Origin of the sequence: Rhodopseudomonas boonkerdii (genome assembly GCF_021184025.1) — a bacterium.
Lineage (GTDB): Bacteria > Pseudomonadota > Alphaproteobacteria > Rhizobiales > Xanthobacteraceae > Tardiphaga > Tardiphaga boonkerdii.
In genome coordinates this window covers 1,780,368-1,794,488 of record NZ_CP036537.1, presented here as the reverse complement: position 1 = coordinate 1,794,488, position 14,121 = coordinate 1,780,368, and the positions used below count along the sequence as shown (strand labels likewise).

At 62.0% G+C, this 14,121-nt stretch carries 12 protein-coding genes; 6 read left to right on the top strand and 6 right to left on the bottom strand.

What is annotated here, in order from left to right:
- The first annotated feature begins 3 nt into the window (after positions 1-3).
- Genes E0H22_RS08370 through E0H22_RS08355 form a run of 4 tightly spaced genes read left to right on the top strand, consistent with a single transcriptional unit; the run spans position 4 to position 2,935 of the window.
- Entirely contained in the window at positions 4-987 is a 984-nt protein-coding gene (locus E0H22_RS08370) for a branched-chain amino acid ABC transporter permease (protein WP_233025203.1), read from the top strand.
- Positions 984-1,733, top strand: a complete 750-nt coding sequence (locus E0H22_RS08365) for an ABC transporter ATP-binding protein (RefSeq protein WP_233025202.1) — start codon at positions 984-986, stop codon at positions 1,731-1,733. The genes E0H22_RS08370 and E0H22_RS08365 overlap by 4 nt, the downstream gene beginning before the upstream one ends.
- Positions 1,733-2,431 carry an ABC transporter ATP-binding protein gene (locus E0H22_RS08360; RefSeq protein WP_233025201.1) on the top strand — a complete coding sequence of 233 codons (699 nt, stop codon included), beginning with the start codon at positions 1,733-1,735 and terminating at the stop codon, positions 2,429-2,431. Before E0H22_RS08365 ends, E0H22_RS08360 begins: the two co-directional genes overlap by 1 nt.
- Positions 2,432-2,476: 45 nt before the next feature.
- Entirely contained in the window at positions 2,477-2,935 is a 459-nt protein-coding gene (locus E0H22_RS08355; RefSeq protein WP_233025200.1) for a cupin domain-containing protein, read from the top strand.
- Between the two features lie 240 nt (positions 2,936-3,175).
- Here E0H22_RS08355 and E0H22_RS08350 read toward each other — a convergent pair whose 3' ends face one another.
- The 5 genes from E0H22_RS08350 to E0H22_RS08330 form a co-directional block, all read right to left on the bottom strand.
- The gene (locus E0H22_RS08350) at positions 3,176-4,426 is read right to left on the bottom strand and encodes a flavin-dependent oxidoreductase (protein ID WP_233025199.1); all 1,251 of its coding nucleotides are present in this window, start codon (positions 4,424-4,426) and stop codon (positions 3,176-3,178) included.
- 99 nt (positions 4,427-4,525) lie between these two features.
- Positions 4,526-6,877 carry a bifunctional salicylyl-CoA 5-hydroxylase/oxidoreductase gene (locus E0H22_RS08345; protein ID WP_233025198.1) on the bottom strand — a complete coding sequence of 784 codons (2,352 nt, stop codon included), beginning with the start codon at positions 6,875-6,877 and terminating at the stop codon, positions 4,526-4,528.
- A gap of 229 nt (positions 6,878-7,106) precedes the next feature.
- Positions 7,107-7,958 carry an enoyl-CoA hydratase family protein gene (locus tag E0H22_RS08340; RefSeq protein WP_233025197.1) on the bottom strand — a complete coding sequence of 284 codons (852 nt, stop codon included), beginning with the start codon at positions 7,956-7,958 and terminating at the stop codon, positions 7,107-7,109.
- A 39-nt stretch (positions 7,959-7,997) separates the two neighbouring features.
- A complete protein-coding gene (locus E0H22_RS08335) occupies positions 7,998-8,756 on the bottom strand; it encodes an SDR family NAD(P)-dependent oxidoreductase (protein WP_233025196.1) in 759 nt (252 codons plus the stop codon).
- A gap of 90 nt (positions 8,757-8,846) precedes the next feature.
- Positions 8,847-9,848, bottom strand: coding sequence for an AraC family transcriptional regulator (locus E0H22_RS08330; protein ID WP_233025195.1), 1,002 nt, complete (start codon positions 9,846-9,848; stop codon positions 8,847-8,849).
- Positions 9,849-10,108: 260 nt separating this feature from the next.
- Here E0H22_RS08330 and E0H22_RS08325 point away from each other — a divergent pair, with 260 nt between their 5' ends.
- Both E0H22_RS08325 and E0H22_RS08320 read left to right on the top strand, forming a co-directional pair.
- Positions 10,109-10,558, top strand: a complete 450-nt coding sequence (locus E0H22_RS08325) for a cupin domain-containing protein (RefSeq protein WP_233025194.1) — start codon at positions 10,109-10,111, stop codon at positions 10,556-10,558.
- 96 nt (positions 10,559-10,654) lie between these two features.
- The gene (locus tag E0H22_RS08320; protein ID WP_233025193.1) at positions 10,655-12,187 is read left to right on the top strand and encodes a flavin-containing monooxygenase; all 1,533 of its coding nucleotides are present in this window, start codon (positions 10,655-10,657) and stop codon (positions 12,185-12,187) included.
- 132 nt (positions 12,188-12,319) lie between these two features.
- On the opposite strand, the gene E0H22_RS08315 is transcribed toward E0H22_RS08320, so the two are convergent.
- Entirely contained in the window at positions 12,320-13,495 is a 1,176-nt protein-coding gene (locus E0H22_RS08315; RefSeq protein WP_233025192.1) for an acyl-CoA dehydrogenase family protein, read from the bottom strand.
- Between the last annotated feature and the right edge of the window lie 626 nt (positions 13,496-14,121).

Genomic DNA, 14,121 nt, shown 5'->3' with positions numbered 1-14,121 from the left:
CCGATGAACAATCTCGTCAATCTCGACGCCGCCCCCGCCGTTGCGGCGCCGCCCCGCATGGGTCGCGCGTTGATCCTGCCCATGCTCATCTTTGCGATTTTCGCGCTGGTGCCGCTGACACTCCTGCTGGGACCGCAGAGCTACGTGCTGGCCGTCGTAACCCGCATTATGATCCTCGCTCTCGGCGCCATGTCGCTCGATCTGTTGATCGGCTATGGCGCGATGATCTCGTTCGGCCATGCCGCCTTTATCGGCCTCGGTGCCTACAGCGTCGCAATCCTGGCAAGCCACGGCATCACCGATGGCTTCGTCCAGCTCGCGGCCGTGATCGGGACCTCGATCGTCTTCGCGCTCGTCACCGGCGCAATCTCGCTGCGCACGAAGGGTGTCTATTTCATCATGATCACGCTGGCCTTCGGTCAGATGCTGTTCTTCCTCACCACCTCGCTCGCGGCCTATGGCGGCGACGACGGTCTCACGCTCGCTGCGCGCAGCACCTTCTTCGGCAGCAGGTTTCTCAAGAACGATCTGGCGATGTATTACGTCGCCTTCGGCACGCTGCTCGGATTCTATATCCTGTTGCGCGCCGTGGTCGCCTCGCGCTTCGGCCGCGTGCTGCGCGGCATCCGCGAAAATCCGGTGCGTATGGAGGCGATCGGCTTTGCGCCCTATCGCTATCAGCTCACGGCCTATGTGATCGCCGGCCTGATTGCCGGCATTTCCGGTTTCCTGCTTGCCAACCAGACCGAATTCGTCAGCCCGGCCTATACGGCCTGGCAACGGTCTGGCGAACTGATCTTCGTGCTGGTGCTCGGCGGCCTCGGCTCGCTGCATGGCGCGATTCTGGGCGCGGCAGCCTTCACGATCCTCGCCGACGTGCTGTCGCATTACACCGAAAACTGGGCGATGATTTTTGGCCCGATCCTGATCCTCGTGGTGCTGTTCGCCCGCGGCGGCATCCAGAGCCTGCTCGGAGGCAAATCATGAGCGCCCTCCTTCAGCTGCAGAATCTGACCAAGAACTATGGCGCGCTACGCGTGACCGACGACGTCACCTTCGACGTCAGGCCCGGTGAGCTGCATGCCATCATCGGCCCCAATGGCGCCGGCAAGACCACGCTGATCCACCAGATCTCGGGTCATGCAAAGCCGGACTCAGGCCGTATCATCTTCAATGGCGAGGACATGGTACCGCTGCCGATGGCAGCGCGTGCCCAGCGCGGCCTCGTGCGCTCGTTCCAGATCACATCGATCCTGCCGCGCTTCTCGGCACTGGAGAATGTCGCGATCGCCGCGCAGGCGCGCGACGGATCGAGCTTTCGGTTCCTTGGCAATGCGGCGGGCGAAAAAGAACTCAACGACATCGCAATGGGCCTGCTCACCCGCTTCGGCCTTGGCGCGCGGGCGCACGTACCGGCCGGGCAGATGTCGCATGGTGAGAAGCGTCAGCTCGAAATCGCCATCGCGCTCGCGGCGAAGCCGAAACTGTTGCTGCTCGACGAACCGCTCGCCGGCACCAGCCACGATGAATCGCAGCGGCTGATCAACATCCTGCAGGAGCTGCGCAAGGAGCTGCCGATCATCCTGATCGAACACGACATGGATGCAGTGTTCGCACTCGCCGACCGTGTCTCGGTGCTGGTCTATGGCCGCATCATCGCCTGTGGCAAGCCGCAGGATATCAGGGACAATGCGGAGGTGCGCGCCGCCTATCTCGGCGAGGAGGCCGCCTGATGCTCGCCGTATCCAATCTGCAGGCCGCCTATGGCGCAGCAAAGGTGCTGTTCGATATCTCGCTGCACATCAACGCCGGCGAGGTCGTGACCCTGCTCGGCCGCAACGGCATGGGCAAGACGACGACCATCAATGCCATCATGGGCCTGCTGCATCCGACCGGCGGCACCATCACCTTCGACAATAAGCCGATGGCCGGCCAGCCTTCCTATCGCATCGCGCAGGCGGGCATCGGCCTCGTTCCGGAGGGCCGGCAGATTTTCCCTACGCTGACCGTCGAGGAAAACCTGATCGCCACCGCCGCCGTGCGGCATCCGCCCGCGCGCTGGACGCTGGACAAGATCTACGGCCTCTTCCCGCGCCTGAAGGAACGACGCAGCAATCTCGGCACGCAGCTTTCGGGCGGCGAACAGCAGATGCTCGCTGTGGGCCGCGCGTTGATGACCAATCCAAAACTGCTCATTCTCGATGAAGCCACCGAAGGCCTCGCGCCGCTGATCCGGCTCGAGATCTGGAATTGCCTGAAGAAGCTGAAGGCGGAGAAGCAGTCCATTCTGGTGATCGACAAGAATGTCGATGCGCTCGCGGCGTTTGCAGATCGTCATGTGGTGATCGAGAAAGGCCGCGTGGTGTGGACGGGGACATCCGAGCAATTGAAGAGCGATCCCACGGTGAAGGATCGCTTTCTTCATGTTTGATAACCACAAACGTCATTCTGCGTTTTTGAATGAAAGGAAATGAGCATGACAAAAACCGAATCCGCCGGCATCACCCGTGCCAATGAGGGCATGCAGGGCATCACCTGGAGCATCCTCGGCCAGACCTATGTGCCGAAGAACTGCACCGAGGATTCGTTCTCATGGCACGCCACCTTCCCGCCCGGCACCTTCGTGCCGCCGCATATCCATCCGGATCAGGACGAGTATCTCTACATCCTCGAAGGCAAGCTCGACTTCTTCCTCGGCGGCAACGAGACCTCGGCCACGCCCGGCGATCTGGTGCGCCTCGAGCGCGGCATTCCGCACGGAATTTTCAACAAGTCGGACCAGACTGCGAAAGTGCTGTTCTGGGTGTCGCCAAGCCGCCGGCTCTATGACCTGTTCTGGGCGATCCACAACATGAAGGAGCAGAAGCCCGAGGACGTGGTGGCGCTGGCTGCGACCTACAACATCCACTTCCTGCCGCCGCCTCCGGGAGCGTGAGACTTATCCCCGCTTGCGTGGCATGGCTATCACATATGGGTGAGGATGGTGCTCGGCCTGCATGGTTCGAGACGCCCGCTTCGCGGGCTCCTCACCATGAGGGTCTTCGACGGCGCCACCATACTCTCCCCTCATCCTGAGGAGCGGCCGTCTTCGGCCGCGTCTCGAAGGATGGCCGCAGGCTCCTTTCGGCAACCATATGGGATAGCCCTGCGCTCGCGGGAGAGGGAGCAAGAAAGATCAGCCGTTCACCACCTGCAATCCCGGCTGCGCGCCGAAGCCCGCTTTGTGCGCGTAGCCCTTCACGATGGCCTCGCGCTGCGCATAGCTCAGCACGTTGTCGATATTGTCGAAGCCGTCCGGCGCGATCTGCTCGACCGCATCGATGACACCTTCCGGCCCGCCGCGGCGATTGGCACGCACGATTTCCGCCGTCATCGGCAGACGCTTGCGCTCATAGGCCATCAACGCCTGACGCGGATGCTCCGCATGGGCCAGCGAGTCCGCCAGCGCGCGGGCATCGAGGATCGCCTGCGAGGCTCCGTTGGAGCCAACCGGATACATCGGATGCGCGGCGTCCCCAAGCAGCGTCACGCGGCCGCTCGACCAGTATGGCAAGGGGTCGCGGTCACAGCAGGGATATTCCCAGAATTCCGGTGTCGCTGATATCAGCGCGGGCACATCGATGTGCGGCACCTTGAAGCGTGCCACATGGGGCATCAGCTCTTCGCGCTTGCCCGGCCGGGACCAATCTTCGCGGCGCGGCGGCAGCGAGCCGCCCTCGCCGGTCTTCACCAGTACGGCCCAGTTGGTCAGGCGATTGCCAGGAGTGTCGCCCTCGGCGATCGGATAGACCACCACCTTGGCATGCAGGCCGCCGGCCACGATCATCGAATTGCCGGTGAGAAAGGATGGCCAGTCGCGCGCACCGCGCCACAGCATCAGACCGTTCCAGATCGGACCGCCCTCATTCGGGAAGAGCGTCGCGCGCACCTTGGAGTGAATGCCGTCGGCGCCAATCAGGATATCGCCACGCGCGGTCTCGACATGGTTGTTGTTGCGATCGAAGAAATAGGCAGTGACGCCGCCTTCATCTTGCGTGAAATAACCGAGCTTGCAGCCGGTGTGGATCGCTTCGGTGCCGAGACGCTCTTCCACCGCGTGGTGGATCACACTTTGCAAACGGCCACGATGGATCGAGAATTGCGGCACGTCGAAGCCGGCGCCATAGCCGCGTTTCTCGCGCCAGACTTCCTGGCCGTGACGGTTGAGATAATGCAGTTCGTCGGTGCGGATCGCGACGGCATCGAGCCTGTCGAGCAAGCCGAGGCCGGTGAGTTCGCGGATCGCGTGGGTCAGCGTGTTGATGCCGACGCCGAGCTCGCGGATCGTGTCCGCCTGCTCGAACAGCTCGCATGAAATGCCACGGGCCCGCAGCATCAATGCCGTGGTCAAACCGCCGATGCCGCCGCCAACGATGATCGCTTTCATCACACTCTCCACACTCAGATCGTAGGATGGGTAGAGCGCAGGCGCATCGCGCCGCAGCGAAATCCATCCTACAAGTACCGGTTAACGTCGCATGCCCAATCATTCGGCGGCAAGCGACTTTGCCGCTTCGGCACGCATTTCGGCGCGGGTTTTCGGCTTAGCCTTAATTTTCAGGTCGTCGAAATCCTGTCTGTCACGCACGCTGTTGCGGAAGATCTGGTCCTTGCCGGGCATATATTGCGGCGGCGCATAGGCATCCTTGGCGCCATACCAGGCCGCAGCCTTGATGGTGAAGGACGGGTCCGTCAGATGCGGACGGCCGAGTGCGACTAGATCGGCACGGCCCGCGGCCAAAATCGTATTCACCTGATCCGCCGTGGTGATGTTGCCGACGCACATGGTCGCGACATGGGCCTCGTTGCGGACCTGATCGGAATATGGCGTCTGGAACATGCGGCCATAAATCGGGCGCGATTCCTTCACCGTCTGGCCGGTCGAGACATCGGCGAGATCGACGCCGGCCTCGGCGAAAGCACGCGCGATCTCCACGGCGTCATCGCCGGTGTTACCGCCTTCCGCCCAGTCGGTCGCCGAGATGCGCACCGACATCGGCTTGTGCTTCGGCCAGGCCTCACGCATGGCGTGGAAGACTTCGAGCGGAAAGCGCAGGCGGTTCTCCAGCGGGCCGCCATAGTCGTCGGTGCGGTGGTTGGTGAGCGGCGACAGGAAGCTTGCGAGCAGATAGCCGTGCGCGGTGTGCATCTCCAGCATGTCGAAGCCGGCGCGATCGCCGCGGATCGTGGCTTCCACGAATTCCTGCTTGATGCGGTCCATACCGGCGCGGTCGAGTTCAGCCGGGATCTGGCTGTCCGGGAAATAAGGCAGCGGCGACGCGGAAACTATGTCCCATGCCCCTTCCTTGAGCGGACGGTCCATGCCCTCCCACATCAGCTTGCTGGCTCCCTTGCGCCCGGCATGGCCGAGCTGCAGGCAGATCTTGGCCGCCGAATTGCCGTGCACGAAATCGACAATGCGCTTCCACTGCGCTTCCTGCTCGTCGGTCCAGATGCCGGCGCAACCGGGCGTGATACGGGCATCCTTGCCGACACAGACCATCTCGGTGAAGACGAGACCGGCACCGCCCATGGCACGCGCGCCATAATGGACGAGATGAAAGTCGTTCGGCATGCCGTCCTTGGCCGAGTACATACACATCGGCGACACGACGGTGCGATTGGCGAGCACCATGTCACGCATTTTGAACGGTTGGAACATCGGCACTTCCGGCTTTTCGACATCGACATCGAAGCCGGCTGCCCGCACCTGCTTGGCAAACACCTTGTCCACCTGCCTGACGAAATCCGGCGCGCGCATGGCGAGATTGTCATAGGTGATCGCCTTGGAACGCGTCATCACGCCGAATGCAAATTGCACGGGGTCGAAATCCCAGAACCGATCGACGTGTTCAAACCAGACCAGCGAAACGTCAGCGGAATGCTGGATCTTTTCCACCTCCTCGCGGCGGCCGGTTTCATAGGCGAGCAAGGCGGCTTCCACCGTCGGTGCCTTCGCCATGGCATCGGCGAGTGCGATGGCGTCTTCCATCGCCAGCTTGGTGCCGGAGCCGATGGAGAAATGCGCGGTCGCCTTGGCGTCGCCGAGCAGGACCATATTGTCCTTCACCCAGCGCTTGTTGCGCATCATCGGAAAATTGCGCCACATAGAACGGTTGATCAGCAGCTTGTGGTCGCCGAGAAAGTCCTTGAAGATCGCATGCATGCGATCGGCGGACTCCTGTTCGCCAAGGCCTTCGAGGCCCGCGCGCTTGAAGGTCTCGGCATCGGTCTCGAAAATCCAGGTCGAGTGGCCGACTTCATACTGATAGGCATGGGCGATGAAGGGACCCCACTCGGTGTCCTGGAACAGGAAGGTGAAGGCATCGAGCGGCTTGGTCGAGCCCATCCATGCAAACTTGTTGGTGCGCCAATCGATCTCAGGCGAGAAGTGCTCAACATACTTGTTGCGAAAATGGCTGTTGATCCCGTCTGCAAGGAGAACGAGATCGCAATCGGCGAAACGCGTTTCATCCGTGATGTCGGCTTCGAAGATCAGATGGACCCCAAGCTCGCGCGCACGATCCTGCAGGATCAGGAGCAGCGTGCGGCGCGAACAGCCGCAGAAACCGTTTCCGCCAATGCGGTGCCGGGTGCCGCGGAAGTGGATGGCGATATCATCCCAGTAGGCGAACTCCTGGGTGATGCGCTGATAGCTGGGAAGATCGTGCTTCTCGAAGGTGTCGAGCGTGGTATCGGAGAACACGACACCGAAGCCGAACGTGTCGTCGGCACGGTTGCGCTCATAGACCGTGATGTCAGCTTGCGGCCGCTGCTTCTTGAGCAGGATTGCAGAATAGAGACCAGCCGGCCCGCCCCCGATGATCGCGATCTTCATGTCCGCCTCCGCAGTCGTGACTGATGGGAAATATTTTAAACCTAAAGTAATTTCTGGCAAGCCCGACAAACCGGCAATCCGCAGGCCTTGATGCCTATCAAAAGGTCATGTCCGTCGTCATTGCGCTCCCTGACGAATTGCGAAGCAATTCGTTTGGGCGAAGCAATCCAGAAAGCCGGGAGCTGGATTGCTTCGTCGCTACGCTCCTCGCAGTGACGACCGCAAGGCCTCAATTTCCCTCGAATTTCGGCTTCTGCTTGTTCGCAAACGCATGATAGGCGCGCGAGAAATCCTCGGTGGTCATGCACAGCGCCTGGGCCACGGCTTCGGCCTCGATGGCTTCTTCCACCGACATCGCCCATTCCATCGATAGCATCCGCTTGGTCATGGTGTTGGCATAGGTCGGGCCTTCGGAGATCGATTTCGCCAGCGCCTGGGCCTGGGCCAGCACCTCCTCCGGCGCGACGATGCGGCTGAAGAAGCCCCAGCGCTCGCCCTCCTCCGCCCCCATGAAACGGCCGGTATAAAGCAGCTCCGAGGCACGCGCCTGACCGATGATGCGCGGCAGGATTGCGCAGGCCCCCATGTCGCAGCCGGCGAGGCCGACCTTGTTGAACAGGAAGCCGACCTTGGCGCCGGTGGCGGCGAGGCGCATGTCGGATGCCATCGCCATGATCGCGCCGGCGCCGGCGCAGATGCCTTCGACGGCGGCGACGATCGGCTGCGGGCAGGCGCGCATGGCCTTGACGAGATCGCCGGTCATGCGCGTGAACGCGGTGAGATCCTTGGTGTTCATCTCGATCAGCGGGCCGATGATCTCGAACACGTCGCCGCCCGACGAGAAATTGCCGCCGGCGCCGGTGACGACGATGGTGGTGACCTGATCATCGAAAGCGCAGGCGCGGAAGAAATCGGTGAGTTCTCGGTAGCTCTGGAAGGTCAGCGGGTTCTTCTTGTCAGGGCGATTGAGTGTCACCGTCGCGACGCTGCCATCCACGCTGAGCAGAAAATGCTCGGGCCTATAGCTTGTCAGCGGCAGCGTGACGGGATTGGCGATGGTGTTCTTGACGAGTGCGGTCATGACGTCTCCCTGATATTCGTTTATCTCGTTGATCCGAGCCTACACCTCGCCGCCGGCCACGGCGATGCTCTGCCCGGTGATGGAACCCGCGCCCGCGCCGCAAAGCCACAACACGGCATCAGCAACTTCAGCGGGCTGCACGAGACGGCCCTGTGGATTGTGCTTCGCGAGTTCGGCGATGGCCTGCTCGCGGGTGCGACCGGTCTTGCTCATGATATTGTCGATGGAGCCTTCGAGCAGATCGGTTTCGGTGAAACCCGGGCACACCGCATTGACGGTGACGTTTTTCGTCGCAACTTCGAGCGCCAGCGAACGCACAAGGCCAATGACGGCATGTTTCGCAGCGACATAGGCGCTGACATAGCCGTAGCCCTTGAGGCCGGCGGTGGACGCGACGGCGATAATACGGCCCTGCCTGCGTGCGACCATGTCCGGCAGCACGGCATGAACCGCATGAACGACGCCCATGAAATTCACATCCATCATACATTGGAACAACGCGGCGTCGGATTTGAGGAAAGGCGCGGACTCGGCAGCACCGGCATTGGCGACGAGGATGTCGATGGGCTGGCGGTTCGCAGCTTCAGCTATGACCGCCTGCATCGCGGCTTGATCGGAGACATCGGCGGACAGCGCATGATGAGCGTCACCCGCGGCAATCACCTCGTCGAGCACGGCGCGATTGCGGCCCATAATGGTGACGGTCGCGCCAGCCTGCACCAGCGAAGCGGCAATCGCGCGGCCGATGCCGCGGCCGCCGCCGGTGACCAGAGCGTGGGAGGAACGAGACAAGGACATGGCAGGCCTTCCAGCTTGGATGCGCCTGCCGGATATATTTTAAACTTCAAGCTTTTGCAAGAAAGCGCACTGACGCCAAAAGCGGCAACATCACCCGCCGCGCCGCAGCGTGTCCGACGGGCTTTCGCCGAAGCGCGCGCGATAGGCGCTGGCCATGCGGCTCGGATGGGTGAAACCGAGATCGAAGGCGATATCGATCACCCGCTCGCAAGGCTGGGCGGCGGTGAGACGCGCATGCAGATGCGTCAGGCGGATGTCCTGCAGCATCTGTGAGATAGAGGTGCCGAAGTGCCGCTGGAAGCCGAGCTGCAGGGAGCGGATACCGATGCCGGCGGCACGCGCCATGCGCTCCAGATCGAGTGGCTCGGCGGCATGGGCCTCAAGATAATGGCGAGCCTTGCGCAGCACGCCAGGCAATGGCGCGGGGCGAAGATCCATCTGCGCGATGGCATCGGTAAAGCTGTGGCGCTGGCCGGTGAGCAACAGGCTCAGCGCCGCCTCGCGCAGCATGGCAGTGAGTGTCGGAGAAAACGCCTGCTCCGGCCCGGCATGCTCGGCGAGATCGACGAGATAGTCGAGCTGCGCGCGCAAGGCGCGACCGAAGGATGACGACAGATCGATCTCAGGATCGAATTCGATGACGCGCGCGCCGCGCTCCGCCAGCGCTGCGGCGCGCTGCTCGACCACGCGCCGATCCATCAGCAGGATCAACTTGGCGCAGTCGTCCTGCCAAGCCATACGCGTCGGCAGCGTCGGCGACAGCAACGATGCCGTCCGTTCCGGTGCGGCATCGACGACGCCCCCGCCACAGTTCACACGGGCGCGGCCACGTAGCGGCACCTGCAGCAGAAAAAAGCGGTCGAGGCAGCCGGGATCGATGTCCACCGATCCGCCATAGGAGACATAGTTGACCGAGAAGTCACCAAAGCCAGCGCTGTTGTGCCGGGCGTGAAAGTACGGTGCGGTGCGCGCGACCGGCGTCAGCGCGTGCGGACAGAAAATACGGCCAATGGCGTCGGCAGCCTCGTCGACATCATCGGTCCATACGCGCGAGAACGCCGCGAGCCGATCAGGCGCCGCGCTGCCGCTCATCGAAACCGTTCCACCCGTCATCATGGCCCGATCACTCGCACTGTCGGGAATTGATACTAGTCAACGCGCAGTACGCCGAACAAGCAACCCAGCCGCTGCAATTTTTGCCGCCCTGCACAATCAAGGGGCAGATTTGCTGCAGAACGGCACATCCCGGTAATCGATTATTTCGTCAACCGGACAGGGATTTCGTTAAGCGGCTAGCCAAGGCGTTGCATCCGACGCAGCATCTTCCCAGCGAGACAATGGAGGAGCGAGCGATGGCAGAGCTTGAGAAGGGCATTACCGAAAACGGCACCGGATATGGCGGCGTAACCTGGAACATCCTGGGCCAGGTCTACTATCCCAAGGCCGTGACGGATTCGACCTTTGCGTTCGAGACCAATAGCGATCCCGGCCAGTTCGTACCGGTGCATATCCATCCAACCCAGGAGGAATTCATCCTGGTGCAGGAAGGCACGCTCGACCTCAAGCTGGACGGTAAATGGGTGCGCGCCCATGCCGGCGATCTCGTGCGCATGCCACGCGGCATTCCGCATGGCTATTTCAACAAATCCGACAAGCCGTGCCGCGCTTTGTTCTGGGTGTCGCCGGCGGCGAAGCTCGAGGCTCTGTTCAAGAAGCTCGATAATCTCACCGACGTTGCCGAGATCGTGCGTATTTCCGCCGAGCACGAGGTCGACTTCCTCCCGCCGGAAGCCAACGACTAACGGTCGCTCCACAGCTCAATCACTGATCCATCGCGCAGGCATTCGTTTGCGCGGGCGGGATCGCACGTCCCGAATTCGACAACAGGAGACACGATCATGGTCATGCAAAAGAACGTCTGCGTCATCGGTGCCGGCATTGCCGGTCTTGCGGCGGCCAAGGCCTTTGCGAGCCATGGCCACCGGGTCACCATTGTCGAACGCAGCGGCGATCTCGGCGGCGTCTGGGAGCCGGCACGATCCTATCCGGAGGTGCAGACGCAGAGTCCGAAGGAGCTCTATCGCTTCACTGACATGCCGATGCCGGCCAATTATCCCGAGTGGCCGAAGGGACCGCAGGTTCATGCGTATCTCACCGACTATGCTCACAACCATGGTCTACTGCCGCTGATGCAGTTCAGAACGACGGTCGTCGGCATGGCGCGGCGCGATGACGGTCAGCCCGGCTGGACGCTCACGACAACCGACAACACCGGCGTCACCAGCGAGACGAGCTACGATTTCGTGGCCGTCTGCACCGGTCAGTTCAACGAGCGCAAGGAACTGCATCACCCTGGTGAGGACGGCTTCAAGGCCGCCGGCGGCGTAATCCTGCATTCGGCCGAACATACCGATCCGTCGCGCGTCAAAGGCAAGAAAATCGTGGTGCTCGGCGGCTCGAAATCCGCCACCGATATCGCCGTGCATTCGGTGAAGGCCGGCGCCAGCGCCGTCACCTTCGTCTATCGCGAACCGGTGTGGCGCATCCCCTATTTTGTCGGCGGCCTCATCAACTTCAAGCGCATCCTCTATATCCGTGCACAGGAAGAGATGTTTCCCGGCTGGGGACTGAGCGCGCTTTCGCGCATCAAGCATGCCATCGCAAAACCATTCGTCTGGGCGCATTGGCGCGGGCTGGAAAGCCTGCTCAAGATCCAACTCAAGCTCAGCGCGTGCAACATGGTGCCGGAGGGCCGTATCGAGGACGGCGTGAACTGTTCGGTGCCGATCGCTACGCCGGGCTTCTTTCCGATGGTGGCCGACGGCCGCATCACGGCGATCCGCGGCACGTTCGATCACTATGACGGCAAGACCGTCGTGATGTCTGGCGGCCAGCGCGTCGATGCCGATATCGCGGTTCTCGCCATCGGCTTCAAGCTCGATGTACCGTTTCTGCCGCGGGCTTATCGCGACAGGCTGATCCAGCCCGACGGGCAGTATCGTCTCTATCGCGTGATCGCCAATCCCGACCTGCCGGAGTTGGGCTTCGTCGGCTTTAACTCGAGCTTCTGCTCGGTGCTGACGGCCGAGATGGCCGCTAACTGGCTGGTGCGCTATGCCGATGGCAAGTTGGCGAAACAGCCGACAGCCAGGGACATGCAGATCAATATGGATATGATGCTACGCTTCAAGCGGACGGAACGCCCGGCGGCAGGCGTTTATGGCGGGCTGTGCGTGGCGCCCTATCACTTCAGGCATTTCGATGAATTGCTCGACGATATGGGAGCGACGATGAAACGTCGCGGCGCATTGGCGGAAAAGTTCTTGCCGCCGGATGCGGATGCCTATGCGCGGTTCCTGGCGTCGGCGCCAGGTTATAAAGCGGAGGTGACGGTGGTACCGGTCGGCGAGGTGGAATCGGCAGTGGCCTAATCTTGCTTCGCTCTCCGCATGTCATCGCCCGCGAAAGCGGGCGATCCAGTATACGACAGCGGTCATGTGGCTCTCTGCGGTGAGTATCAACTGGAATCCCCCGCTTTCGCGGGGGATTCCAGTTGGAGTGTGTTACTGAGCTGCCTGCGCCGACTTGATCAGATCGCGGCCGATAACGACCTTCTGCACTTCCGTCGCGCCTTCATAGATACGCAGCGCGCGGATTTCGCGATAGAGTTCCTCGACCTTGACACCCGACTGCACGCCGAGCCCGCCGAAGATCTGCACGGCGCGGTCGATCACGCTCTGCGCGGCTTCGGTCGCGTACATCTTGGCCATGGCGGCTTCGCGGGTCACACGCGGTACGCCGCGATCCTTGGTCCAGGCGGAGCGATAGACCAGCAGCGCCGAGGCATCGATGGAGGTTGCCATCTCCGCGAGACCGGCCTGGGTGAGCTGCAGATCGCCCAATGTATGGCCGAACATTTTTCGCGTCACCGACCGATGCAGGCCTTCGTCGAGCGCACGACGGCCGAGACCGAGCGCGGCGGCCCCGACAGTGGAGCGGAATACATCGAGAGTCGCCATGGCGACTTTAAAGCCCTCGCCGTCCTTGCCGATGCGGTTCTTCACCGGAACACGGCAATCCTCGAACTTCAATGTCGCCAGCGGATGCGGCGCAATGACATCGATGCGGCCGTCAATGGCGAAGCCGGGCATGTCGGCATCGACCACGAAGGCGCTGATGCCGCGGGCGCCCGTTTCACCCGTGCGGACGAAGACCACATATTGATCCGCGATGCCGCCATTGGAAATCCACGTCTTCAGACCGTTGATGCGCACATGGTCGGGACCGTCCGGCACCGCCGTCGTGCTCATCGCTGCGACGTCCGAACCGGCATCGGGCTCCGACAGCGCGAAGGCAGCAATCGCTTCACCCTTGGCGACACGCGGCAAATAGCGTTGCTTGATCTCGTCCGAGCCATAAAGCGTGATCGGCCCGGTGCCGAGACCCTGCATGGCAAAGGCGAAATCGGCGAGGCCGTTCTGATAGGCCAGCGTCTCGCGGATCAGACACAGCGCACGCACGTCGAAGTTTTCGTAGAGACCGCCGTAAGCGGCCGGCACGGCAGCACGTAGCCAGCCGGCTTCACCCAGCGCCTTCACCAGTCTGCGGCAGGAGCCATCGGTGTCGTGATGATCGACGAGGCCGTTCACATGCTCCGCAGCCCAGCGCGATAGATCGGCTGCCAGCTTGCGGTGATGATCTTCAAAAAAAGGCCAGGTGAGAAAAGTCGTGTCGGGCATGGCGGACTCCCTGTCTCGCGGTCTGGCGATTGTTTTAAACCTAAAGAATTTTCCGGCAAGCCCCTCGCAGGGCGGATAATGCGCCACCACCGAAGCGCAGAGAGAGAGAGCACAGGCTGCATGGTTCGAGACGCCCGCTCCGCGGGCTCCTCACCATGAGGGTCTTCTATTGTGCGATACACTTCCCTCATCCTGAGTGTCTGACTCATAAAGCGGTCTGAGGCGCTTTTCGACTGTTTTTGCTCGGGACAATGCCGCGTTCAACTCAGTATCTCGCGTCTCCGCCCCTCATCCTGAGGAGCCGCGTAGCGCGTCTCCCGGCGAATGGCGTAGCCATTCGCAAGGGATGGCCGAGGAGCGCCGAGCCAAGCCATCTCATGGTTCGAGACGGCGCTGCGCGCCTCCTCACCATGAGGGGCGGTGTGTCGCGTTCCGCCTGGGCGACCAGCAGCGCCAAACTACGGACTGCATTTCCAATCAGACTCTGAGGAGCGGCCGTCATCGGCCGCGTCTCGAAGGATGCCCACCACCCGCGCTTTATCTCACGTGCCGCATCGCGGAAAACACACGCGACATCAAACCGCTGAAAATTGGTGCTGCATTGCACGGACGCTAGGCAGGCTTAG

Bases quoted from the DNA above. Each gene is read 5' to 3' on its own strand.
- E0H22_RS08365 (WP_233025202.1), top strand. From the start codon at position 984: ATGAGCGCCCTCCTTCAGCTGCAGAATCTGACCAAGAACTATGGCGCG.
- E0H22_RS08320 (WP_233025193.1), top strand. From the start codon at position 10,655: ATGGTCATGCAAAAGAACGTCTGCGTCATCGGTGCCGGCATTGCCGGT.
- E0H22_RS08325 (WP_233025194.1), top strand. From the start codon at position 10,109: ATGGCAGAGCTTGAGAAGGGCATTACCGAAAACGGCACCGGATATGGC.
- E0H22_RS08350 (WP_233025199.1), bottom strand. From the start codon at position 4,426: ATGAAAGCGATCATCGTTGGCGGCGGCATCGGCGGTTTGACCACGGCA.
- E0H22_RS08345 (WP_233025198.1), bottom strand. From the start codon at position 6,877: ATGAAGATCGCGATCATCGGGGGCGGGCCGGCTGGTCTCTATTCTGCA.
- E0H22_RS08370 (WP_233025203.1), top strand. From the start codon at position 4: ATGAACAATCTCGTCAATCTCGACGCCGCCCCCGCCGTTGCGGCGCCG.
- E0H22_RS08330 (WP_233025195.1), bottom strand. From the start codon at position 9,848: ATGAGCGGCAGCGCGGCGCCTGATCGGCTCGCGGCGTTCTCGCGCGTA.
- E0H22_RS08355 (WP_233025200.1), top strand. From the start codon at position 2,477: ATGACAAAAACCGAATCCGCCGGCATCACCCGTGCCAATGAGGGCATG.
- E0H22_RS08340 (WP_233025197.1), bottom strand. From the start codon at position 7,958: ATGACCGCACTCGTCAAGAACACCATCGCCAATCCCGTCACGCTGCCG.
- E0H22_RS08335 (WP_233025196.1), bottom strand. From the start codon at position 8,756: ATGTCCTTGTCTCGTTCCTCCCACGCTCTGGTCACCGGCGGCGGCCGC.
- E0H22_RS08360 (WP_233025201.1), top strand. From the start codon at position 1,733: ATGCTCGCCGTATCCAATCTGCAGGCCGCCTATGGCGCAGCAAAGGTG.
- E0H22_RS08315 (WP_233025192.1), bottom strand. From the start codon at position 13,495: ATGCCCGACACGACTTTTCTCACCTGGCCTTTTTTTGAAGATCATCAC.